This is a genomic window from Rhizobium sp. 768_B6_N1_8 (assembly GCF_051811225.1).
Taxonomy (GTDB): domain Bacteria; phylum Pseudomonadota; class Alphaproteobacteria; order Rhizobiales; family Rhizobiaceae; genus Rhizobium.
In genome coordinates this window covers 350,983-373,619 of the sequence record NZ_JBPWPV010000001.1, presented here as the reverse complement: position 1 = coordinate 373,619, position 22,637 = coordinate 350,983, and the positions used below count along the sequence as shown (strand labels likewise).

Annotated in this window: 24 protein-coding genes and 1 tRNA gene; 9 read left to right on the top strand and 16 right to left on the bottom strand. The window is 60.0% G+C overall.

The window, feature by feature from the left end:
- Positions 1–119 precede the first annotated feature (119 nt).
- Positions 120–1,544, top strand: a complete 1,425-nt coding sequence (locus AB8B33_RS01840; protein ID WP_439014146.1) for a DHA2 family efflux MFS transporter permease subunit — start codon at positions 120–122, stop codon at positions 1,542–1,544.
- Positions 1,545–1,608: 64 nt separating this feature from the next.
- Here the strand turns inward: AB8B33_RS01840 and AB8B33_RS01835 are convergent, their stop codons facing one another.
- The 5 genes from AB8B33_RS01835 to AB8B33_RS01815 form a co-directional block, all read right to left on the bottom strand.
- Entirely contained in the window at positions 1,609–1,941 is a 333-nt protein-coding gene (locus tag AB8B33_RS01835) for a hypothetical protein (RefSeq protein ID WP_439014145.1), read from the bottom strand.
- Complete coding sequence (locus tag AB8B33_RS01830; RefSeq protein ID WP_439014144.1) at positions 1,917–2,321, bottom strand: hypothetical protein; 405 nt, start codon at positions 2,319–2,321, stop codon at positions 1,917–1,919. Before AB8B33_RS01830 ends, AB8B33_RS01835 begins: the two co-directional genes overlap by 25 nt.
- A gap of 550 nt (positions 2,322–2,871) precedes the next feature.
- On the bottom strand, positions 2,872–3,270 hold the full coding sequence (locus tag AB8B33_RS01825; RefSeq protein ID WP_439014143.1) for a VOC family protein: 399 nt from the start codon (positions 3,268–3,270) through the stop codon (positions 2,872–2,874).
- 56 nt (positions 3,271–3,326) lie between these two features.
- Positions 3,327–4,046 carry an RlmE family RNA methyltransferase gene (locus tag AB8B33_RS01820; protein WP_113324850.1) on the bottom strand — a complete coding sequence of 240 codons (720 nt, stop codon included), beginning with the start codon at positions 4,044–4,046 and terminating at the stop codon, positions 3,327–3,329.
- Between the two features lie 2 nt (positions 4,047–4,048).
- Complete coding sequence (locus tag AB8B33_RS01815) at positions 4,049–5,602, bottom strand: Ppx/GppA phosphatase family protein (protein WP_439014142.1); 1,554 nt, start codon at positions 5,600–5,602, stop codon at positions 4,049–4,051.
- Between the two features lie 246 nt (positions 5,603–5,848).
- On the opposite strand from AB8B33_RS01815, the gene AB8B33_RS01810 reads away from it, so the two are divergent.
- The 3 genes from AB8B33_RS01810 to AB8B33_RS01800 all read left to right on the top strand — a co-directional run bounded on the left by AB8B33_RS01810 (position 5,849) and on the right by AB8B33_RS01800 (position 7,487).
- Positions 5,849–5,922, top strand: a tRNA-Gln gene (locus AB8B33_RS01810).
- A 129-nt stretch (positions 5,923–6,051) separates the two neighbouring features.
- The gene (locus tag AB8B33_RS01805; protein ID WP_439014141.1) at positions 6,052–6,594 is read left to right on the top strand and encodes a hypothetical protein; all 543 of its coding nucleotides are present in this window, start codon (positions 6,052–6,054) and stop codon (positions 6,592–6,594) included.
- Between the two features lie 242 nt (positions 6,595–6,836).
- Complete coding sequence (locus tag AB8B33_RS01800; protein ID WP_439014140.1) at positions 6,837–7,487, top strand: hypothetical protein; 651 nt, start codon at positions 6,837–6,839, stop codon at positions 7,485–7,487.
- A 30-nt stretch (positions 7,488–7,517) separates the two neighbouring features.
- Here AB8B33_RS01800 and AB8B33_RS01795 read toward each other — a convergent pair whose 3' ends face one another.
- The 3 genes from AB8B33_RS01795 to AB8B33_RS01785 all read right to left on the bottom strand — a co-directional run bounded on the left by AB8B33_RS01795 (position 7,518) and on the right by AB8B33_RS01785 (position 9,562).
- Positions 7,518–8,312 carry an anti-sigma factor family protein gene (locus AB8B33_RS01795; protein ID WP_439014139.1) on the bottom strand — a complete coding sequence of 265 codons (795 nt, stop codon included), beginning with the start codon at positions 8,310–8,312 and terminating at the stop codon, positions 7,518–7,520.
- Positions 8,309–8,914, bottom strand: a complete 606-nt coding sequence (locus AB8B33_RS01790; RefSeq protein WP_439014138.1) for an RNA polymerase sigma factor — start codon at positions 8,912–8,914, stop codon at positions 8,309–8,311. The genes AB8B33_RS01795 and AB8B33_RS01790 overlap by 4 nt, the downstream gene beginning before the upstream one ends.
- 111 nt (positions 8,915–9,025) lie before the next feature.
- A complete protein-coding gene (locus AB8B33_RS01785) occupies positions 9,026–9,562 on the bottom strand; it encodes a tetratricopeptide repeat protein (RefSeq protein WP_439014137.1) in 537 nt (178 codons plus the stop codon).
- A gap of 173 nt (positions 9,563–9,735) precedes the next feature.
- Here AB8B33_RS01785 and AB8B33_RS01780 point away from each other — a divergent pair, with 173 nt between their 5' ends.
- The 3 genes from AB8B33_RS01780 (at position 9,736) to AB8B33_RS01770 (ending at position 12,612) form a co-directional block, all read left to right on the top strand.
- Positions 9,736–10,788 carry a type III polyketide synthase gene (locus AB8B33_RS01780; protein WP_439014136.1) on the top strand — a complete coding sequence of 351 codons (1,053 nt, stop codon included), beginning with the start codon at positions 9,736–9,738 and terminating at the stop codon, positions 10,786–10,788.
- Complete coding sequence (locus AB8B33_RS01775) at positions 10,785–11,288, top strand: isoprenylcysteine carboxyl methyltransferase family protein (RefSeq protein WP_439014135.1); 504 nt, start codon at positions 10,785–10,787, stop codon at positions 11,286–11,288. The genes AB8B33_RS01780 and AB8B33_RS01775 overlap by 4 nt, the downstream gene beginning before the upstream one ends.
- Before the next feature lie 76 nt (positions 11,289–11,364).
- Complete coding sequence (locus tag AB8B33_RS01770) at positions 11,365–12,612, top strand: NAD(P)/FAD-dependent oxidoreductase (protein WP_439014134.1); 1,248 nt, start codon at positions 11,365–11,367, stop codon at positions 12,610–12,612.
- Between the two features lie 251 nt (positions 12,613–12,863).
- Here AB8B33_RS01770 and AB8B33_RS01765 read toward each other — a convergent pair whose 3' ends face one another.
- From AB8B33_RS01765 to AB8B33_RS01730, 8 genes are all read right to left on the bottom strand, one after another.
- Positions 12,864–13,409 carry a gluconokinase gene (locus AB8B33_RS01765; RefSeq protein WP_439014133.1) on the bottom strand — a complete coding sequence of 182 codons (546 nt, stop codon included), beginning with the start codon at positions 13,407–13,409 and terminating at the stop codon, positions 12,864–12,866.
- A gap of 45 nt (positions 13,410–13,454) precedes the next feature.
- Positions 13,455–14,294: a dipeptide ABC transporter ATP-binding protein gene (locus AB8B33_RS01760; protein WP_439014132.1), complete on the bottom strand. Its 840-nt coding sequence runs from the start codon at positions 14,292–14,294 to the stop codon at positions 13,455–13,457.
- Complete coding sequence (locus AB8B33_RS01755) at positions 14,294–15,145, bottom strand: ABC transporter ATP-binding protein (RefSeq protein ID WP_113324862.1); 852 nt, start codon at positions 15,143–15,145, stop codon at positions 14,294–14,296. The genes AB8B33_RS01760 and AB8B33_RS01755 overlap by 1 nt, the downstream gene beginning before the upstream one ends.
- A gap of 1 nt (position 15,146) precedes the next feature.
- The gene (locus tag AB8B33_RS01750; RefSeq protein ID WP_113324863.1) at positions 15,147–16,037 is read right to left on the bottom strand and encodes an ABC transporter permease subunit; all 891 of its coding nucleotides are present in this window, start codon (positions 16,035–16,037) and stop codon (positions 15,147–15,149) included.
- Positions 16,038–16,046: 9 nt separating this feature from the next.
- A complete protein-coding gene (locus tag AB8B33_RS01745; RefSeq protein WP_113324864.1) occupies positions 16,047–17,051 on the bottom strand; it encodes an ABC transporter permease subunit in 1,005 nt (334 codons plus the stop codon).
- A gap of 88 nt (positions 17,052–17,139) precedes the next feature.
- Positions 17,140–18,735 carry an ABC transporter substrate-binding protein gene (locus tag AB8B33_RS01740; protein WP_113324865.1) on the bottom strand — a complete coding sequence of 532 codons (1,596 nt, stop codon included), beginning with the start codon at positions 18,733–18,735 and terminating at the stop codon, positions 17,140–17,142.
- A 347-nt stretch (positions 18,736–19,082) separates the two neighbouring features.
- Positions 19,083–19,562 carry an iron-responsive transcriptional regulator RirA gene (gene rirA / locus AB8B33_RS01735; RefSeq protein WP_439014131.1) on the bottom strand — a complete coding sequence of 160 codons (480 nt, stop codon included), beginning with the start codon at positions 19,560–19,562 and terminating at the stop codon, positions 19,083–19,085.
- A gap of 165 nt (positions 19,563–19,727) precedes the next feature.
- Positions 19,728–21,224 (bottom strand): CoA-acylating methylmalonate-semialdehyde dehydrogenase, encoded by a 1,497-nt coding sequence (locus AB8B33_RS01730; RefSeq protein WP_439014130.1) that lies wholly within the window; start codon positions 21,222–21,224, stop codon positions 19,728–19,730.
- Between the two features lie 170 nt (positions 21,225–21,394).
- Here AB8B33_RS01730 and AB8B33_RS01725 point away from each other — a divergent pair, with 170 nt between their 5' ends.
- Complete coding sequence (locus AB8B33_RS01725; RefSeq protein WP_439014129.1) at positions 21,395–21,709, top strand: putative quinol monooxygenase; 315 nt, start codon at positions 21,395–21,397, stop codon at positions 21,707–21,709.
- The gene (locus AB8B33_RS01720) at positions 21,706–22,587 is read left to right on the top strand and encodes a LysR family transcriptional regulator (protein ID WP_439014128.1); all 882 of its coding nucleotides are present in this window, start codon (positions 21,706–21,708) and stop codon (positions 22,585–22,587) included. The genes AB8B33_RS01725 and AB8B33_RS01720 overlap by 4 nt, the downstream gene beginning before the upstream one ends.
- The last annotated feature ends 50 nt before the right edge of the window (positions 22,588–22,637 follow it).

Sequence of the window (22,637 nt, the reverse complement as noted above, 5' to 3'; positions counted from 1 at the left end):
CACGCAGTCGTGATCCAAACGTGTAATGGAAACCGATTGAGGGATTGGCACAGCCCGTAACTGGGACTACACAGCACGGGCTTCCCAAGCCCCATCCGCATCCATCAAGGCATTCGCCTATGAACCGCATTGTCCCGCTGATCCTTGCCGTTGCTCTCTTCATGGAACAGATGGACTCGACTGTAATCGCGACGGCCCTGCCGGCGATTGCGGCCGATCTGCATGTCGGACCGATCACGCTGAAACTGGCGCTGACCTCTTATATGGTGGCGCTTGCGGTGTTCATTCCGATCAGCGGCTGGATGGCGGACCGGTTCGGTGCGAAGAATATCTTCCGGCTGGCGATCTGTGTTTTCGTCGTCGGCTCCATCTTCTGCGCCTTCTCCTCCAATCTCATCGAATTCGTCTTTGCACGCTTCCTGCAGGGCATGGGCGGCGCGATGATGACGCCTGTCGGGCGTCTGGTGCTGGTGCGGACGACGCAGAAGAGCGAACTGGTCTCCGCCATGGCGCTGCTGACGATCCCGGCTCTTGTCGGCCCGCTTGCTGGCCCGCCACTCGGCGGCTTCATCACCACCTATTTCAGCTGGCACTGGATCTTCCTGATCAACGTACCTGTCGGCATCATCGGCGTGTGGCTTGCGACAATCTACCTGCCGGAGATAGAGGCGACGGCTCCGCCGAAGCTCGATTTCAGCGGTTTTATCCTGACCAGCCTTGCGGCTGCAGGCGTCGTCTTCGGCCTCTCGGTCGTCAGCCTTCCGGCCCTGCCGCCGATCATCGGTATTACGGCCACCGCCATCGGCATCATCTGCGGCGTGCTCTATGTGCGCCACGCCAGGCGCTACCCGACGCCGATCCTCGATCTCAACCTGTTCAAGAATTCGACCTTCCGCGCTTCGACGAGCGGCGGCACGCTGTTCCGCATCTGTGTCGGCGCCATGCCGTTTCTGACGCCGCTGATGCTGCAGCTCGGATTTGGCCTTACGCCCTTTCAGTCAGGCCTCATTACGTTTGCCGGCGCGATCGGGGCAATCACCACGAAGTTCATCGCACGGCGCGTCTATAAGGCGATCGGCTTCCGCACCACGCTTCTTTGCGCCGGTGCGGTGACGACGGTCGTGACGGCTGTGACCGGCCTCTTCACGCCGGAGACGCCGCACCTTGTCATCATCGGTGTGTTGCTGCTTGGCGGCTTCTCCCGGTCCTTCATGTTCACTGGCGTCAATGCGCTGGCCTTTGCAGATATCGACGATGCGCAGGCAAGCCAGGCGACATCCATGGCCTCGGTGATGCAGCAGATCAGCCTGGCGCTCGGTGTTGCCCTTGCCGCCTCGATCCTGGAAACCTCCATCTATTTCCGGGGAGCCGAGCTGCAGGTCATCGATTTCCACATCGCTTTCTTCCTGATTGCCGGCCTGACGGTGCTTGCCACCATCCCCTTTGCCCGCATGGCCAAGGATGCCGGCGCCTCCGTCTCCGGCCACCGCGCCAAGCGCCTGGCACCCGCGACGATCGCAGCCGAGCAGCAGCCGGTCAAATAAGGCAAAAGGCCCAGATCCACGTTTGATCCGGGCCTCCTCGGTGATATCTGGACGGTGATCGGCCTCAAAAGCCAAACGCATTCCGCCACTTGTCGATCCAAGCCCCCAAGTCGTTCGAGGCCTTGCCAAAATTGCTGTTGTTCAGCATCGCGGATGCCATTTTCAGCTCATCCGTATTGCTACCATCCGACCTGCTGATGATCATCCCAGCATCGATTAGTGCGGATTGGGCCGTCTTCAATCCGGTCGCAAGGGTCTTACTGGTGCTATTTCCATTCTTGTCTTCGATGTTGGAGATGATCGCGCCACCGCTTCCAAGCTTGAAGCCGATCACGAATTCGCCGTCACCGAATTTGGACCTGTTGTCACGGATCAGCCGCTGAATGGCGTTGGCCATCGCGTTGTCATCGCTGATGCTGGATTCTTCGCCTTTTCGGCTTTGACCAGCGAGGCAAATTTGTCCCCATCGTCGTTGATGAGTTCCTTGATGACGTCGGTAATGCCGGCATCACTGGTTTTGAAGTTGTCCGAATCCAGGAAATTGATCGCGCTTGAGACGATTCCGTCGTTGCTCTCTTTGACGTCGAGCAGCGCGCTGTTGATTGTCGATGAGGCCTGGGTCTTTGCGGCGCTTGTTTGACTGGAAACGCCGTTGGCGATGGCTGCAATTGTATCGGCAGCCGATTTCCCGGCTTGCTGCTTATTAGAAAGCAACGATGCGTTCGTCTGCTGCAGGATGAGCAGTGCCGCACTGTTGGCTGGTGAGATCGCGGTCATTATCGTTCCTCTGGTGCCGGAACTTCCTCCATCGGAATTCTCAACACGGAAGGGCTTGCGGCATCATGCGTGAGCGACTGAAATGCAAAATACTCAATAACACAACTTTGGATTTTACGAATTAACAAAAAACTAACCTCGCGTGCAAGATCTTGAAGCCAGTAGTGGTAACCGGACGATACAATCTCGGGCATGTTTCAACCTTAAATTCTCATAGCGCACATTAGGATTGGCTATTTAGCGCCAGACCGGCAGTTATGATCCCGCCGTCGCTTATTCATAATCAATGACTTAGGGCATATTTTGCCACATGGTTGCGTCACTGGATTTCCTCTTTTCTTGATGTGAGAAGAGAAAAAGAGAGTTAGGACCTCCAGAACTGGCGGGTAGCAAGAGAGAGCACCTCGTCCAAGCCATTGAAAATGAATAAGTTTTTTCGAAGCATCTGATAACGTCAGGAACGATGCGCCAGACGCATGTTTGCCGGCACACGGTCTCACCAAACTTTCTTATTCACAATCAATAACTTAGCGAAAAAGAAACTAGCCGCTCAGTCAAAGGGCGGTTCTTCCGCCTTCTCGCAGACGGCGCATAGCTTGTTGCCGTCGAGATCCCTGACATAGGCTGCGTAGAAATGCGCGTGATAGGAGCGCAGTCCCGGTTCGCCTTCATCGATAGCGCCGGCAGCAATTGCTGCCGCATGGAAGGCATCGACCGCCGCCCGCGTTTCCGCCTCGAAGGCGACCATGGAGCCGTTGCCATTCGTGGCCCGGCGCCTGTTAAAGGGGGTTACGACCCAGAAGCGGCAGCGAGTGTCGCCATCGGCGGCATAGCCGATCTCCTCCTCCGAATAGCGCTGGCGCCGGTAGCCGAGCACCGGCAGAACGGCATCATAGAAATGCCGGGCGCGATAGAGATCGTTGGTTCCGAGTGTAACGTAAAGAAGCATGGGATCGGTGGGTATCCAGTCCTGGGAAATCATCATCCGCAGGACTGGCGCAAAGATCAAGCGTCCTCTGGCTCCGCCTCGACCTTGCGGCCTTTGAAACCCTTCGCCAGCAGGAACATCTCCACCGATTCGGCGCGCGATGAGGCGGGTTTGACGTGCACAACCTGACGGAAATGCTGCTTCAGCATGGCAAGCAGATCCCGCTCGGTGCCGCCCTGGAAGGTCTTGGCGAGGAAGTGCCCACCCTCGCCCAGCACTTCGATCGCGAAGTGGGCTGCGACCTCACAAAGGTGCATGGTGCGCAGGTGATCGGTGCGGTGATGACCGGTCGTCGGTGCCGCCATGTCCGAGAGCACCAGGTCCGGCGTGCCGCCGACGGCCTCCATCAGCTTTTCCGGGGCTGTGGGATCAAGAAAATCGAGCTGCAGTACCGTGACGCCGGGTAGCTGCGTCATTTCCAGAAAGTCGATTGCTGCAACGCGGACATCCTCGTCCGTCGACCCCGTCACCTTCGCGGCGATCTGTGACCAGCTTCCGGGAGCGGCCCCGAGGTCAATGATGCGCCTAGCGCCCTTCAGGATGTGGTGCTTCTCATCGATCTCCAGCAGCTTGAAAGCCGCGCGGGCTCGATAGCCCTCGAGCTGGGCACGCTGCACATAGGGATCGTTGATATGGCGCTCCAGCCACTGGCGCGAAGAGGCCTTCATCTTCTTTTTCTTGACGCGCTGGCCGAGCTTGCGGCCGGTGCGGTTTCCCGCAATCGTTGGTTTGGTCATGCCTACCCCTTGTTTCCCCGCTGGCCGCGGCGGTTGCGATGACGCCGCCAGACGCCGTCATCGGCCATCATGTCGGTGAGCAGGCCTTCCCTCAAGCCACGATCGGCAACACGCATGCGCGGGCTCGGCCAGCGGCGGCGGATCGCCTCCAGAATGGCGCAGCCGGCCAACACCAGATCGGCGCGATCCGGCCCGATGCAGGGATTGGCAGCGCGGCTTTCGAAATTCCAGGAAAGTAGCTTTGCCTGCATGGCGGAGACTTCGTCATCGGACAGCCATATGCCATCGACCTTGCGGCGGTCATAACGCGGCAAGTCGAGATGCACGCCGGCAAGCGTCGTCACCGTGCCCGAGGTGCCGATCAGATGGAAATCGCCATCCTCGGCAATCTCGATCTCCGGGCAATCGAAACTCGACAGCATGCCCGCAACCTCGCTCACCATGCCCTCGAAAACATCAGGCGTCACATCGCGGCCGCCATGGCGCTCCGAGAGGGTGACGACGCCGACGGGCAGCGAGGTCCAGTGGGTGATGTGATTGGCAAGGCGGGCGAAGCGGTTATCACCGATGCGGATGACGGCAATTTCCGAGGACCCGCCGCCGATGTCGAAGAGCACGACGGAGCGCGCCTCGCGCCCGACCAGCGAGGAGCAACCGGAAACGGCAAGCCGTGCCTCGGTTTCCCGATCGATGATTTCGAGCTCCAGCCCGGTCTCAAGCACGACCCGCTGCAGGAATTCCTCGCCATTGGCCGCCTGACGGCAGGCCTCGGTCGCAATCAGCCGCATGCGGCGGATCTCGCGGTTCCGGAGCTTGGAGGCGCAGATTCTGAGCGCATCGACCGCCCTCTCCATCGCCTCGTCGGACAACCTGCCGCTAGCGGCAAGCCCTTCGCCGAGGCGCACGATACGGGAAAAGGCATCGACGACGCGGAACTGGCCGGGGCGTGTGGGCTGGGCGATCAGCAGGCGGCAATTGTTGGTGCCGAGATCGAGCGCGGCATAGAGTTCGTCCGGCCAGGGATGTTCGCCCCCTGCCCGTTCGTCTTCATGACCTGGCTGACGGCTCCTGCGATTTGCCGATTCGGCATCCTGCACCTCGCGCAGCACAGGGCGCGACTGCGCTTCAGCGCGATGTTCGGGCCTTGCGGACGGCGGCGCTTGCACAGGAGCCAGCGGCCTGCCTTGCAGACCCCGCTTGCTGCGATGCTTGCGTCGGTTACGTCGGCTGGAGGGCGAATCACCATTGGGGCGCGGGCCATGGCTTTGAGCGACGGCCTGAACCACAGGCAATGACTGGACGACCGTATCGGGCTGAGATGCGCCACGCCCACCACGACGGCGGCGTTTCCGCTTGCGGGCCGGGCTTTCCGTGTCTTCCTTCGGGCGCGCTGCCTCCCCGGCATGGCCGGAGAGATCATGCGAAGCGGGATGAGCGGCGCCGCGGGATTGCCCGCCACGCTTGCCCTTGCGACGCCTGGACTTCTTGCCGTCCTTGCGCCCTACCGCCGACGCCCCGTCAAATTGCGGCCTTGCGCCGCCTTCGGGGTCTTCCACGTTCGTTTTCCATCGCGCCGCGCAAGTCCAGAAAGGTATGCAGCAGGCGCTCATTCGATTTTTGCGTTGGCGCGAAGATATCAGCGACCGACGAAATCACCAAATTCTTTTTGATTCCAGATTTTAGCCACCCGATTTTCACGCCGCGTGGAGGGATCGAATTTTTTCAAAACGGGTATTTGCAATCCGCCCGGTTTTGGTTATAAGCGCCGCACAGCAGCCAAGCCACGCTTCGGCAGCGCCTGCTGGGGAATAGTTCAATGGTAGAACGACGGACTCTGACTCCGTTAATCTTGGTTCGAGTCCAGGTTCCCCAGCCAAATTTCTCCTCCTAAATTCCACTGTCTTGAATTGAGAGTCTTCTGCGCCCGTTTTCGCGCAACCGCAGTAGCAAAACCTCAACCTTCCGCCGCTAGAATCACCCCCACGACTTGGAGACGGTTCGAGCCATGAAGACCTTTTCTGCGATATTGCTGGCAGCACTCCTCATTCCGGCCGCGGCCCGGAGCGACACAGAATGGATGGGCGATGCGCGGCAGTGGTCGGTTGGGTTCGTCGGTGAGAAGCCGTCCTATTGCCGGCTGGTGTGGAATAATGAGCTCGGAAAAACGGTCGAATTCCGCCAGAGCCTCGACAGCGTCATGTGGCTCGTTTCGAAGGATGGCTGGGATATTCCCGAGGGCACCACGACCAAGGTAACGCTTGTCGGGTATTCCGGCACCAAGGCTGTTCCGGCCGAGGCCTTCGACAGCAAGACGCTTCGCATCCTGCCGGCCTCTGAGAAGACGGGCGTCGCGCAGATCAAGAAGATGCTCAAGAATTCCTTTATCGGCACGCCGGATATGGAACTGGATTTTGCCGGAAATGAAGAGCCTTGGGTGGTGCCGCTGTCGCGGCTGCAACAGATGTATACGACCTACGTCAATTGCTTGAACCGGCTCGTCCCCGCCAATCAGGCCAGCCAGGTTTCGGACAAGACTCAGCCGTTCTAGCGCGTGTTGCGATCCTTCCGATTCGCTCGCAGCGCTTAACCTCCTCATTTTACGCATGTCGTGATCGCAAAACCGCTGAATACTTTTGCGCGACATGCTTTCGGCTCCCGCTTTCTGCGTCGCCACGCCGCAGCGCTGCGCCACAAATTTGGCCTGCGCCGCAATGATCATCCTAGTCGTGCCAGCTGCACTTCATTCGCGCGGGCAATTGGATTGGTGTTCTTCCCGTTCAGGAGGCCATTGTGCAAAGGCTTCGTATCGCATTTCTCATGAGCGCCGTGGCAATCGCCGCCGTCGAGCTTGTCAGCCCAGCGGAGGCTCAGACCGTCGCCCACAAATCAGCAGATACCCATGTGCTTGTCGTGCGACTGCCGGATGGTTCGCTCGAGCGCATTCGTTACGCCGGCGACCGACCGCCGCAAATCCGGTTCGACAGTCAGCCGGATTCCGGCCTTTTCGATCCGTTCTGGCCTTCCGCTCCCTTTGCCGATCTGGACCTGATATCCGCGGCGATGGACCGTGAGGCTGCTGCGATGATGCAACAGGCCGACAGCATGATGCAGGCATCGCCGGGAAATCCGACTGATGTCGGCCTCAACAGGCTGCCGGCCGCCGTGCAGGGCTATTCGATGGTTTCGACCATGTCCGGCAACGGCGTCTGCACCCGCAGCGTCCGTTACTTCAGCAGCGCTGACGGCAGGCCGCAAGTCGAGAGCAGCACGTCAGGGAATTGCTCGCCCGGCAAGGCGGCAGGCGCGCCGTTGCCCATCAAGGCGCCACGGCCGGCCCTGAAGTCTAAAACATCTGGTTTCATCGAGGTCAACGCCCGGCCGCCGGCAACAGATGGCGGCGTATCACAGGCAAATCTTCGGCTTGCGAGCGCGGTGAACTGATGGATTACGGCCCAGTATCGTTAGTTACAGTCAGACGGAAATCTTGCTCCGTACCGCATCGGCGATCTCAGTCATGCGGTCGACCGGGGCGTGGCCGATGAGCATGAAGGCGTGGGTGGCGTTCGCCCAATAGACGACATTCATGCCCTTGCGGCCTTCGATATCGGGGGCCTTGGGGCCGCCACCGGAGGCGACGATGCAGAGCGCCATGGGGCCGGTTTCGGGATCCAGATAGGCGATCTGGGCGAGCGGCTTGCCATCATATTGCAGGATCTGGGCGCGCTTGAAATCGATATCCGGCAGGGCGACTTGCTCTGGCGAGAGCTGGAGGCGGAGGTCGCCGTCCAGACTGGCGAGCTGCGCTGCCTGCACATCTCTGGGCGGGACGGGACCGGCGAGCGTCTCCGGCGTGTAGAGCGAGATATATTCGGCAACGACGGCGCGCCATTCGCTGTTTTCGTCCTTGCCCGAGAGCCCCGTGCCGAGACCGATCACGGCGCGGTCGACGGCGATGCCGGCAACCACCGAAGCAGCAAGCGCGCCGAGAAAGCCTCGACGGCTCATGAAGGCAGCCGGTCTTGCAGGCCGGGCGGCGGGAATGGCCGACAGCATGGCTTCGAGCTTTGCCCGCGGAGCGGCATCGAGCAACGGCGCAAAGGCTTGCTTGTAAGGCAGGCCTGCACGCGCCAGGAATTCCAGCCGTTCGGCGACAGCCTGGTCGGCCTCGACCATAGCCTCGATGCGGGCAGCCTCTTCGGGCCCAAGCTCACCATCGATGAAGGCGGTCAATTCCTCGTTGGAGGGCATTATGTGCTTCGTGCTCATTCAACTCCCCCTGCCGATACGGTTTCGGAGAGCTTCGCGCGGGCGGCTGCCAGCCGACTCATCACGGTGCCGATCGGAACATCAAGTATGGCGGCGACCTCGCGATAGGAAAGCCCTTCCACATAGGCGAGGAAAACCGCCGATCGCTGCGCGTCGGGCAGCGCATTCACCTGTTTCAAAACCTGGTTCGCCATGACATGCGTTTCGGTGTCATGGGCGCCATCGAAACTCAGCGTCTCGTCGGCATCGACGAATCCCTGCCCCTGGCGGACGCGGCGGGCACGGATCTCATTCAGCCAGATCGAATGCAGGATCGAAAACAGCCAGCGGTCGAGCCGCGTGCCTGCGACAAACTGATCGGCCCGTTCCAGCGCGCGAACGCAGGTCGCCTGCACGAGATCATCGGCCACATCACGCTGATGCGAAAGAACGAGGCCATAGCGCCACAGACGGGCGAGATGTTCCGTCAGGCCGCTCCTGATATCCGCTTCGCTCGCGATGGTCGCCTCCGCGCGTATTGGCTGTTTCGGAATCGCCGGCCGGGCCGGCGATTCCGTTCTGGCGCGACTATAGGCAGGAAATGTGGTGTGCGCGACCGACATCCGGAAATACCCTTCAATCAACCTTATCTCTCTTCTGCCTCACGCAAGTGTACAGCTTTGTTTCGCGCAATTCCGGACGCAAAACCGCTGCACACTTTTGCTGGAATTGCTTTAGATCTTCGACGGATCGAGGATGGCGGCGTTGAGGTCCTGATATTCCTCGCAGCCGGTGCCGCAGATCGCCTTGATGGTGGTCAGCTGCTCCTTGGCGAGATCGAGCTGGCCCTTGATGACATAGGCTTCGCCGAGATATTCGCGGACCTTGGCATATTGTGGATCGAGCTTCACCGACTGCAGATAGTAGGAGATACCCTCATCCGTGCGGCCGAGCTTGCGCGTGGCGTAACCGCGATAGTTCAGCCATTCGGCATTGTTCTGATCCTTGACGGTGTCGAGCATGGCGAGCGCTTCTTCATAGCGGCCGGCCTTGGCGAGCGAGTAGGCGTAATCGGTACGGTTTTCGTCCGTCACGTTGGCGCTCTGCTGTTTGACGCACTTCTTTGCCTTCTTGTCATAGATCTCGCCCTTCTTGCAGACCGGCATGGTGCTGCTATCGTCGCCAATGGCGAAGACGGGACCGGAAAGGACAGATGCGGCAATGCAGCTGCCGAGCACGAGAGAAGCGATGCGAACAGTCTTGGTCGTCATGGGATAACTCCTCGAAAAATGACGTTGCGAGGAGTGAACACCGCTGTTGGCAGGTTTATTCGGCCGGCTTTCGCGTTTTTTCGATCACTGCTTCGTGAAGAGTAGCGTACTGAATAAACCTTCGCGCCCGCGTGTTTTCCGCTCGTTCCGCCGGGAACGACAAGGAGCATACCGTGACTCAATCCGTCAGACTTTTAAGTCTCGCCACCGCAGTGCCTGACCATATCATCACCCAGAGCCAAGCCGCCGAGGCCTCCGCGCGCCTCTTTGCGGATCGCTTCAAGGAATTCCGCCACCTCGCGCGCGTGTTTGACAATGCCGGTATCGGAAAGCGGCACGCCGCCCGTCCCCTCTCCTGGTTTGAAGAGACGCATGGCTGGCAAGACAGGATGGAGGCCTATGAGGAGGTCGCCGGTTCGCTGTTCGTCGCGACGGCAACGCGCGCGCTTGGTCAGGCAGGGCTGACAGCCGATCAGGTCGATTGCGTGGTAACGGTTTCCTCCACCGGAATCACCACGCCGAGCCTCGATGCGCGGCTCGCCGGCCGGCTTGGCTTTCGCGCGGATATCGAGCGTGTACCCGTCTTTGGGCTTGGCTGCGCTGCCGGCGTTTCCGGCTTTGGCATCGCTTCGCGGCTGGCGCGCAGCCGCCCGGGTGCCGTGGTGCTCTTCGTCGCCATAGAGCTCTGCACGCTGGCCTTCCGTCTGGATGAGCTGACGAAACCGAACATCATCGCCACCGCCCTCTTCGGTGACGGGGCTGCAGCCTGCGTGCTACGATCAGGCGAAGGCGGTATGGCGGAAGTGGAATCGGCGGGCGATCACCTGTTTCCCGATACGCTCGACATCATGGGCTGGAAGATCGACGATACCGGGCTCGGCATCCTGCTGGCGCAATCGCTGCCGCCCTTTGCGGAAAAGGAGCTCGGCCCGGCGATCGACGGCATCTTGGCGCGCAGCGGGCTCAAGCGCGATGATATCGACCGTTTCATCTGTCATCCCGGCGGTACGAAGGTGCTGGCGGCAATGGAGAGCACGCTTTCCATGGTGCCGGATACGCTCGACATCGAGCGGTCGGTGCTTGCAGATTACGGCAATATGTCCTCGCCGACAGTGCTCTTCGTTCTGGAGCGCGCTATCAGCAGAGGTCTGCCGGACCGGGCGGCGATGATCGCCATGGGGCCGGGCTTTACGGCAAGCTGCGTGACCTTGCGGAGGGTTGCATGATGTGGCCTTCCATCGCATTGCTGACCTTCGTGACCGCCCAGCGGCTTTCGGAACTGGTTATCGCGCGCCGCAATACGACGGCGCTCTTCGCAAGGGGAGCGCGCGAGATCGCGCCCGATCATTACCCCTACATGGTGGCGCTCCATACGGGCTGGCTCGTCGGGCTATGGATGCTGGCGACGGGACAGCCGGTCCAGCTCTTCTGGTTTGGTCTTTTCATGCTGCTGCAGGTGCTGCGACTGTGGGTGCTGACCACACTTGGGGAGCGCTGGACGACGCGTATCATCATCCTGCCCGGTGCGCCGCTCGTCGAGGGCGGCCCCTACCGCTTCTTCAAACATCCGAACTACATGATCGTCATCGGTGAGATCGCCGCCCTGCCGCTTGCCTTCGGCATGCCGCTTTATGCGCTCGTCTTTTCGCTCCTCAATGCCGCCGTCCTGACTGTTCGCATCAGGGCCGAAAATGCCGCACTCAAAAGCGCAATGATTTTGAAATGAAATGCGATTTTTCGTTTGCGCCGCAGCATTGAGATGGGCATTTTAGGGCCTAAAATATAGCGGAATGCAGGGGAAAATGACGAAAAACGCAATCGTGCTCGGCGCCGGTATCGTCGGGGTTTCGACGGCCATTCATCTTCAACGCCGCGGCTGGCAAGTGACACTCATCGACCGCAAGGAGCCGGGTAACGAAACCTCCTTCGGCAATGCCGGCCTGATCCAGCGCGAAGGCGTCATGCCCTACGGTTTTCCCCAGCAGCTCGGCCTGCTGCTGCGCTATGCGCTGAACAATCGCATCGATGCGCATTATCACCTGAAGGCGCTGCCGAGCCAGCTCGCCTTCCTCGCCCGCTACTGGTGGAACTCCAATCCGAAGCGGCACGAGATGATCACCAAGGCCTATGCGCCGCTGATCGAGAATTCGATCACCGAGCACAAGGACCTGATCGAGGCATCACATGCCGAAGCGCTGATCCGCAGGGATGGCTGGATGAAGATCTTCCGCACCGAGGCCAAGCGTGATGAAGCCTTTGTGGAAGCTGCCCTCTGGAAGGATCAGTTCGGTGTCAGCTACGAGAGCCTGAATTCGGCCGATATCGCTCGATTGGAGCCTAATATTACCGGGGATTTCGTCGGTGGCCTGCGCTGGGTCGATCCCTGGTCGGTTCTCGATCCGCATGCATTGACGCGTGCCTATCGCAGCTATTTCGAAAGCCTCGGTGGGCGGTTCGTGACCGGCGATGCGGCGTCGCTCGGGCCGGCCGGATCGGGCTGGAAGATCATGACGTCGGAGGGGTCGCTGGAGGCCGATGATGTCGTGCTGGCACTCGGCCCCTGGGCGGCGGTCGCGACGCGCCGCCTCGGCTATTCCTTTCCGCTCGGCGTCAAGCGCGGCTACCACATGCATTACGGCGTGCAGGGCAATGCTGTGCTCAACAACTGGACTCTCGATTCCGAGCGCGGCTATTTCCTGGCGCCGATGAACAAGGGCGTGCGCCTGACAACGGGGGCGGAATTCGCAACGCTCGATGCGCCGAAGACGCCGGTGCAGCTCGACCGGGCCGAAGCCGTGGCGCGCACGATATTCCCGCTGGGTGAGAGATTGGATCCGGAACCGTGGATGGGCGCGCGACCCTGCACGCCCGACATGATGCCGATCATAGGCAAGGCGCCGCGGCATCAGGGCCTGTGGTTTGCCTTCGGCCATGCCCATCACGGGCTGACGCTCGGGCCGGTGACCGGACGAGTGCTTGCGGAACTGATGACCGGCGAAGCGCCATTCATCGATATTTCGGCTTATTCGCCCAGCCGCTTCAACCCTTAGAGCCTTTCCTGGCTAGATTGCAGCATTCTGCCGGAGCAGGTTTTCGTAAGGGCAACGGCGATTGGCGAAGGGCATACCTCCAGGTACGTCCGAGCCGATCGCCTTTGATCCTGGCGGAAAGATGCCCGGCCCTTCGGGTTGGCTGAAACGGGCCGGCTGATCGACCGGCCGGCTTGGCCGTAGATCTGGGCTACGACGCGCGCCGGCCGGTCGACCATCCGACTCCGTTTGAGCCAACAAAATGCTGCAATCTAGCCAGGAAAGGCTCTAACACCGAGAGCGGCGAGAGCCTTCAGGGCTTCTGCCGCGATATCGTCGATTGTGTCGTCGATATCGACGGTGACGACACCGGGCTCGCCGGTCGGCACTTCCAGCGTCTGCAGCTGGCTTTCCAGGAGCGAGGTCGGCATGAAATGGCCCTTGCGGTGACCCATGCGCTCGGTCAGCAGTTCTTTCGAACCTTCGAGATAGACGAAATAGAGGTTGCCGCCAGCAGCGGCTCGCAGGCGGTCGCGGTAGCTGCGCTTCAGCGCCGAGCAGGAGACGATGATGCCCTTGCCCTTGGTAAGCGACGCCTTCATCTCCTTGCCGATCCGGTCGAGCCAGGGCATCCGGTCCTCGTCGGAGAGCGGAATGCCCTTCGACATTTTCTCGACATTGGCAGCGGGATGCAGCGCATCGCCTTCGACAAACGGCAGGCCAAGGCCTGCCGCTATCTTTTCGCCGATCGAAGATTTACCGGAACCGCTGACGCCCATGACGATGATTGCATGGAGAGTTCCGTTATTCTCGGTCATCGCTCATCTCGGTCATCGTTGCAGTGTGAGATATCTGCGGCCTTACTACGCCGCAGAGACGGCAGCGGCCTTGCGTGCAAGACGTGCCTTGATCGTATCGACATCCGCCCGCGGGGTCGCCGCAAACAGGGTCTTGGTATAGTTGTGCTGCGGATCGCTGAAAACCTGCTCCCGCGTGCCGTATTCGACTGCCTCCCCGAAATACATCACCATAACCTCGTCTGCCATATAGCGAACAACCGAGAGGTCGTGGCTGATGAAGACATAGGTCAGGTTCAACTCGTCCTGCAGGTCGGCGAGAAGGTTGAGCACCTGCGCCTGCACCGACAGATCGAGTGCGGAGACCGGTTCATCGAGAACCAGGAGCCGCGGGTTCAGCATCAGCGCGCGGGCAATGGCGATACGCTGGCGCTGGCCGCCCGAGAACATGTGCGGATAGCGGTTGAAGTGGACGTCCTGCAGTCCGACCTTCTTCAGCATCGCCATCGCCAGGTCGCGCCGCTCGGAAGCCGGCGTATTGGTGTTAATGATCAGCGGCTCCATCAGGATGTCGCCGATCTTCTTGCGCGGGTTCAGCGATCCGTAAGGATTCTGGAAGACGATCTGGACCTTCCGGCGGATTTCCGGCGTCAGATCGCCCTGGAAGATATCGACCTTCTTGCCGTCGATGAAGAGTTCGCCCGACGTGGCCGGGTCGATCATCGTCACGATGCGGGCGAGCGTCGACTTGCCGCAGCCGCTTTCGCCGACGATCGCCAGCGTCTTGCCTTGCTCCACGCTGAAGCTCACGCCCTTGACAGCATGGACCGTTCGCGCCTTCTTGAACATGCCGCCCGGTAGGTAATAGTCGCGGACGATGTTCTTTCCTTCGAGAACTGGCGTCATCAGGCCGCTCCCTCCACAGTCTTGTTCGGATTGAAAAGTTCGCCGATGGTCGGCAGCCGGTCGCCGGTCGCATTATCAGGAAGGGCGGCGAGCAGTGCGCGCGTGTAATCGCTCTTCGGCGCTTCGAAGAGCGAGAGCACGTCGGCCTCTTCCATCTTGCGGCCCTTGTACTGGACGATCACCCGGTCTGCCGTCTCGGCAACCACGCCCATATTGTGGGTGATCATGATCAGACCCATACGATGCTCCGTCTGCAGGCGCATCAGAAGATCGAGGATCTGCTTCTGGATGGTCACGTCGAGTGCCGTGGTCGGCTCATCGGCGATCAGGAGCTTCGGATTGCAGGCAATCGCGATGGCAATCATGACGCGCTGGCACTGGCCGCCCGACATCTGATGCGGGAAATGGCCAAGCCGCTCGGCGGGATCTGGAATGCCGACCGCCTGGAAAAGCTCGATTGCGCGCTTGCGCCGCGCCGCCTTGTCGAGACCGAGGTGAATTCTCAGCACCTCTTCGATCTGGAAGCCCACGGTGAAGCAGGGATTGAGGCTCGCGATCGGCTCCTGGAAGATCATCGACATATCCTTGCCGATGATTTCGCGCCGCTTGGCGCCGGACATGCCGAGCAGGTTCTGGCCGTCAAAAACCATCTTGTCGGCCGTCACCTTTGCCGTCCAAGGCAGAAGGCCCATGGCAGCGAGCATCGATACCGACTTGCCGGAGCCGGATTCGCCGACGATCGCCAGAATCTCACCCGCGTCGACCTTCAGCGAGACGCCGTCGACGGCGCGGAAAGGACCGGTCGACGTCTGGAATTCGACGACGAGATTTTCAATTTCGAGAAGCGCCATCTCAGGACCTCTTCATCTTGGGGTCGAGCGCATCACGCAGGCCGTCGCCCATCAGGTTGATAGCGAGAACGGTGATGAGAATCGCAAGACCCGGAAATGTAACAACCCACCAGGCGCGCGATATGAACTCGCGGGATTCGGCAAGCATCGTGCCCCATTCAGGTGTCGGCGGCTGAGCGCCCATTCCGAGGAAGCCGAGGGCGGCTGCATCAAGGATCGCGGCGGAGAAGGCAAGCGTTGCCTGGACGATCAGCGGTCCGAGGCAATTCGGCAGGATCGTCTTGAACATCAGCCGGAAGGTGCCGGCACCGGCGACGCGGGAGGCCACCACATATTCCTTTTCACGCTCGCCCATCACGGCGGCGCGTGTCAGGCGCACGAAATGCGGCTGGTTGACGATCGAGATCGCGATCATGGCATTGAGCAGGCCGGGACCCAGCACCGCGACGAGCACGAGGGCCAGAAGCAGTGACGGGAAAGCCAGGATGATATCCATGAGGCGCATGATGACGATATCGACGCGGCCGCGGAAATAACCGGCAACGAGGCCGATCAAGACGCCCGCAAGCACCGACAGCGTGACGACCACGACACCGATGAACAGCGAGAACCGTGCGCCGAAAATCAGGCGTGAAAGGATATCGCGACCGACGGCATCGGTTCCGAGCGGATAGGAGAAGCTGCCGCCATCCATCCAGAAGGGGACAGACAGGAGAAGCTGGCGGTTCTGCTCGGTCGGCGCATGCGGCGAGACGAGCGGTGCGAAGATCGCCATCAGAAGGATGACGAGGAAAACGAAGAGACCGATGACGGCGCCCTTGTTTCGCGAGAAATAGTACCAGAATTCCGTAAGGGCGGAGGGCTGGTCGGATTTTGCAGTAACCGTGCTCATGGACCGCTCCTAGTGCCTGATACGCGGATTGATGAAGCCGTAGGTCAGGTCGACGATCAGGTTCACCAGCATGATGATGCCGGCGATCAAGAGAAGACCGCCCTGGACGACTGCATAGTCGCGCTTGAAGACAGCATCGACCATCCACTTGCCGATGCCCGGCCAGGAGAAGATCGTTTCGGTAAGAATGGCGCCTGCGAGCAGTACGCCGACCTGCAGGCCGATCGTGGTGATGACCGGGATCATAGCGTTTCTGAGCGCATGAATACCGACGACACGCAGCGGCGCCAGACCCTTGGAGCGGGCCGTGCGCACGTAATCCTCGCCCAGCACTTCGAGCATCGCCGAGCGGGTCTGGCGGGCGATAACCGCAAGCGGAATGGTGGCAAGCACCACGGTCGGCAGAATGAGATAGCTGACGGCCGAGGCGAAGGCGCCCTTCTGGCCGGAGAGCAAACTGTCGATCAGCATGAAGCCGGTGACAGGTTTGAAGAAATACATCAGCGAGATGCGGCCGGAGACAGGCGTCCAGCCGAGATAGCCGGAGAAGAAGATGATGAGCAGCAGGCCCCACCAGAAGATCGGCATCGAATAGCCGATAAGGGCAACGCCCATCACGCTCTGATCGAACCATGTTCCGCGCTTGACGGCCGCGAAGACGCCGGCCGGCACGCCGAGAAGGATTGCCACCAGGATGGCGCAGAGCGAAAGCTCAAGCGTTGCCGGGAAGAGCGTAAAGAATTCGCCGAGAACCGCACGTTTGGTAACGATCGAGGTACCGAGATCGCCGTGCAGCACTTTTCCGAGATAATCGAAGTATTGCACGTACATGGGCCGGTCGAAACCGAGATCGTGCATGATCTGGGCGTGACGTTCGGGTGCCATGGTTCGTTCGCCCGACAACAGCATGACGGGATCGCCAGGAAGCAGGCGGATGAACGAGAAGGCAATGAGCGAAACGCCGAGGAAGGTCGGTATCAGGACTGCGAGGCGCCCGATGAGAAATCGCAACATAGCAAGGTTGTCCAATAGTTTCCGGCGGTCAGGTGGAGACCTGACCGCCGGTCGAGCCCGGTTTCAGCCGGGCAGTTTATCATTTTTCTTATTCGGCGATATCAACGCCGTCGAAGCGGTGGATGCCGAGCGGATCCATATGGAAGCCCGATACCTTCTTGCTGACCGGGACGAAGACCAGCGAGTGGTCGAGCGGAGCCCAGGGAGCTTCCTTCTTGAAGATTTCCTGTGCTTCTTCGTAGAACTTCGTGCGGGCAGCAACGTCAGCCGTTTCCTTGGCCTTCGTCATCAGAGCGTCATAGTCCTTGTTGCACCACTGAGCGCGGTTGTTGCCGCCCACAGCGTCGCAGCCGAGCAGCGTGTCCATGAAGTTGTCCGGGTCGCCGTTGTCGCCGGTCCAGCCGATGATGACAGCGCCATCGCGCTTCACGTCGGAGGAGAGCTTCAGGTATTCGGCCCATTCATGGGTGACGATCTCGACCTTGACGCCGACCTTGGCAAAGTCTGCCTGCATCAGTTCGGCGGCGCGGCGAGCGTTCAACATGTACGGACGCGAAACCGGCATTGCCCAGATCTTCATCGACAGATCCTTGACGCCAGCGGCTGCGAGAGCCTTCTTGGCGCCTTCCGGATCGTACTTGTCGTCCTGGATCTTGTCGTTATAGGACCACATTGTCGGCGGGATCGGGTTCTTGGCAACCTGGGCAGCGCCCTGGAAGACGGCGTCGATGATCGCCTGCTTGTTGATCGCCATGTTCAGCGCGCGGCGGACTTCCGGCTTGTCGAACGGAGCCTGCTGGGTGTTGTAGGCGAGGAAGCCGACGTTCAGGCCAGCCTGTTCCATGACCGTGAGGTTCGGATCCTTCTTGAGCTCGGCAACGTCAGCAGCATTCGGATACGGGACGAGGTGGCACTCGCCGGCCTTCAGCTTCTGGGCGCGGACAGCGGCGTCCGGGGTGATCGCGAAGACGAGATCGTCGATCTTTTCCTTGCCCTTGAAGTAGGTTTCGTTGGCCTTGTAGCGGATGACGGCATCCGTCTGATAGGCAACGAAGGTGTACGGGCCGGTGCCGAGCGGCTGCTGGTTCAGCTGGGCCATCTTGCCGTCAGCGGCGAGCTTGTCGGCATATTCCTTGGAAACGACGGATGCGAAGTCCATCGCGAGGTCGGCCAGGAACGGAGCTTCCGGATGGTTCAGCGTGAACTTGACGGTCAGATCGTCAACCTTCTCGACCGACTTGATGAGGTCAGGGAAGCCCATGCCGGCGGCATATTCGTAAGAACCGCCTTCGACATACTTGTTCCACGGATTGTCCGACTTGATCTGGCGCTCGAACGAGAAAACCACGTCGTCGGCGGTGAGATCACGCGAGGGGGTGAAGAAATCGGTGGTCTGGAACTTCACGCCGGGATGCAGCTTGAAGGTATATTCCTTGCCATCGGGGGAAACCGTCCAGCTGTCGGCAACACCCGGCTCGATCTCCGTACCGCCATGCTTGAATTCAACGAGGCGGCTGTAGACCGTACGTGAAGACGCGTCGAAGGTCGTGCCTGACGTGTAGAGGCTCGGATCGAAGCCTTCCGGCGATCCTTCGGCGCAATAGACAAGCGTCTTGGAATACGCGGCGGTGGCCATGACCGAAGCCAGGGCTGTCGCTGCGAGCAGGACAGAGAACTTTTTCATGATATCGTTTCCCAGGTTTGTTCTTTTTTGATCTTTAGAGATCGGGCGCTCATTACCCCGATCAGCGGGCCGATGGAACGATATTTATTTGCTGAACGCAACGGCATCCGCAGAAAATTTTTCCAGAAAAGCAATTTTAGAAATTTTCGGTCAAAAATAGGCCAAAATTTGCAAGATTGAGGCACGTTCAACCGCATTTCTGTCGCTTTTGGTACAATTTGGCGTCGCGGAAGGCGTTGAGAACGGTTTCAACGGGCTCTGATATATCAACAATCCGTGAGTGCAAATGAAAAACCACGGCTATCGAAAACAGCCGTGGTTCATGACGATATCAGAATATTCAAGTATCAGGCGGCCGGTGCCGGAACGACGGGCTTGCGATAGTGCTGTTCGCCGGTGAGGCCCAGCAGAAAGTTGATCTGCGGCCGCGCCTTTACCAGATCATCGATCGAATATTCGGTCAGCACGTCGAAGAAGGCATTCAGTGCCTTGCGCAGCGCCGAATTCAGGCCGCAGCTATCAACCAGCGGGCACTCGACCACACCATCTTCAAAGCATTCCGCCATGGCGAAGCTGTCTTCGGTGACCCTTACCACGTCGAAAAGGCTGATATCGGCCGCCGGCTTGCCAAGGCGCACACCGCCGTTGCGGCCGCGCACCGTCTCGACAAGGCCTGCCTTGTTGAGCGGCTGCAGAATCTTGAAAAGGAAGAGCTCGGAAACACCGTATGCTCTGGCAATCTCCGGAATCCGGCTCAAATGTCCTTCATTGGCTGCACAATACATCAACATGCGAACCGCATAGTTGGTCTGCTTCGTCAACCGCATGCCAATCTCCTAAATCATTTGTGAACCGTATATAATGGCTTTCACAGTTTTGAACAATTCCAAAATATGAAATTCACATTCACGTTTCCCGCGACTGCTCGCCGCAGCGTTTGAAACGAAAACGGGCCCTTCCCGGGCCCGTTTCCAAATGCGATGGCTTTCGCGTCACTTCATCGTCGGCATGACGAATTCGGCGCCGCCCTTGATGCCGGATGGCCAGCGGGCGGTAACGGTCTTGGTCCGGGTCCAGAACTTGATCGAATCCGTGCCATGCTGGTTGAGGTCGCCGAAGCTCGAAGCCTTCCAGCCGCCGAAGGAGTGGTAGGCGAGCGGCACTGGGATCGGAACATTGATGCCGATCATGCCGATGTTGATGCGGGAGGCGAAGTCGCGGGCAGCGTCGCCGTCGCGGGTGTAGATCGCGACGCCGTTGCCGTATTCATGCTTCATCGGCAGGGAGAGCGCTTCTTCATAGTTGTGGGCGCGAACGACGGACAGAACCGGCCCGAAGATCTCGGTCTTGTAGATTTCCATCTCGGGCGTGACGTTGTCGAACAGGCAGCCGCCGACGAAATAGCCGTCCTCATAACCTTGCAGCTTGAAATCGCGGCCATCGACGACAAGCTTTGCGCCCTCTTCGATACCCTTGTTGATCAGATCCTGGATGCGGTTATAGGCATCCTTGGTGACAACAGGGCCCATGTCTGCTTTATCGTCGGTGTAAGGACCGATGCGCAGGGATTCGATCTTCGGGATCAGCTTCTCGACGAGGCGGTTCGCTGTTTCCTCGCCGACCGGCACGGCAACCGAGACGGCCATGCAGCGCTCGCCAGCCGAACCGTAGCCGGCGCCCATCAGGGCGTTGACGGCCTGGTCCATATCGGCATCCGGCATGATGATCATGTGGTTCTTGGCGCCGCCGAAGCATTGAGCGCGCTTGCCGTTCATCGCAGCCGTTCCATAGACGTAACGGGCAATCGGCGTGGAGCCGACGAAGGAGACGGCGCCAATATCGGGATCGGTGAGGATCGCATCGACGGCCGTCTTGTCGCCGTTGACGACGTTCAGGATGCCGGCCGGCAGACCGGCCTCGATCATCAGTTCGGCAAGGCGGATCGGAAGGGACGGATCGCGCTCGGAGGGCTTCAGGATGAAGGCGTTGCCGCAGGCGATTGCCGGGGCAAACATCCACATCGGGATCATGCCCGGAAAGTTGAAAGGCGTGATGCCGGCGCCGATGCCGACGGGCTGGCGGATCGAATACATGTCGATCGCCGGGCCGGCGCCTTCCGTGAATTCACCCTTGGCAAGATGCGGGATGCCGCAGACGAATTCGCAGACTTCGAGGCCGCGGATGACATCGCCCTTGGAATCCTCGACCGTCTTGCCGTGCTCGCTGGAGAGCAGCGTCGCAAGCTCATCCATGTGCTGGTTCAGGAGATCGACGAACTTGAAGAAAACGCGGGCGCGGCGCTGCGGGTTCGTCGCGGCCCATTTCGGCTGCGCAGCCTTGGCGTTTTCGACAGCGGCGCGCAGTTCCTCGACGCTTGCGAGCGCGACCTTTGCCTGTACTTCGCCGGTCGCGGGGTTGAAGACGTCGCTGGTGCGGCCGCTGGTGCCGGCGACCTTCTTGCCGCCGATGAAATGACCAATCTCACGCATGGGTGTTCCTCCTGATCTCTTGATGGCGCAACAATCGCACTTCAATTTGCACAAATCAATGCGCTATAATAAGCAACCGTTGTGCGTATATTATAGCTCGATCGCTGTGACCGGTGCTCCTGCTTCAAAACTGGCACGGCACGCGGACAAGTCAAAGGGAGGCCGAACCGATGAGCGGGAAACCTGTCGTCAGGATGGCGGAACTGGAGATCGATCCAGGCACGCTCGAAGCCTATCGTGCGCTGCTGACCGAGGAAATCGAAGCATCCGTCGCGCTGGAAGACGGTGTCCTTTCCCTGAATGCCGTTTCCATCAGAGATCATCCGAACAAGATCCGTATCCTCGAGGTCTATGCCAACAGGGAAGCATACGAGGCTCATCTGCAGACGCCGCATTTCCTGAAATACAAAACCGAAACGGCCGGCATGGTGACAGCGCTGACGCTTATCGACGTCGAACCCATCATCATGCGTTCAAAGCCATGAACTGGGATGACGTTCGCATTTTCCTGGCCGTCGCCCGCACAGGGCAGATCCTCGCTGCGTCGAAGAGGCTGGGGCTCAATCACGCCACGCTCTCGCGCAGGTTGACCTCACTCGAAGAGGCGCTGAAAACACGGCTTTTCATACGCCGGACGAATGGCTGCGAGCTGACCGCTGAAGGCGCAGTCTTTCTTGCCTCGGCTGAGCGGATGGAAACGGAGATGCTTGCCGCGCAGGCCAATCTCGGCCACACCGACACGGCCATTGCCGGAACGGTGCGCGTCGGCGCGCCCGATGGGTTTGGTGTTTCCTTTCTTGCGCCGCGAATGGGCCGGCTGATCGAACGATATCCGGAGCTGAAGATCCAGCTCGTGCCGGTGCCGCGTTCCTTCTCGCTGTCGCAGCGTGAAGCGGATATCGCCATCACGCTGGAGCGTCCGGAACAGGGGCGGCTCGTCTCGTCCAAGCTAACCGACTATACGCTCGGTCTCTACGCGTCGCGGGATTATCTGGCGCAGCGTGGAAAGCCCGAAGATGTCGATGCCTTGAAGGCCCATCCGCGCATCGGCTACGTCGAAGACCTGATCTTCACTGCCTCCCTGAATTTCTCTGGCGAGGTGATGCGCAGCTGGGATGCGGGGTTCGAGATCTCGACGGCGATCGGCCAGACCGAGGCCGTACGTTCCGGCGCCGGCATCGGCATCCTGCACGATTATATCGCCCGGCAATACCAGGAACTGGTGCGCATCCTGCCGGAGGTTTCCATCCGCCGCGCCTACTGGACGACCTACCACGAAAGTGCGCGCGATCTGGTGCGCGTGCGCAGCGTCATCGATTTCCTGCAGGAACTCGTCGACGAGGAAAGGCAGATCTTCTTGTAATACATATGTTTTACGCAATTCCGGACACAAAACCGCTGCACACTTTTGCT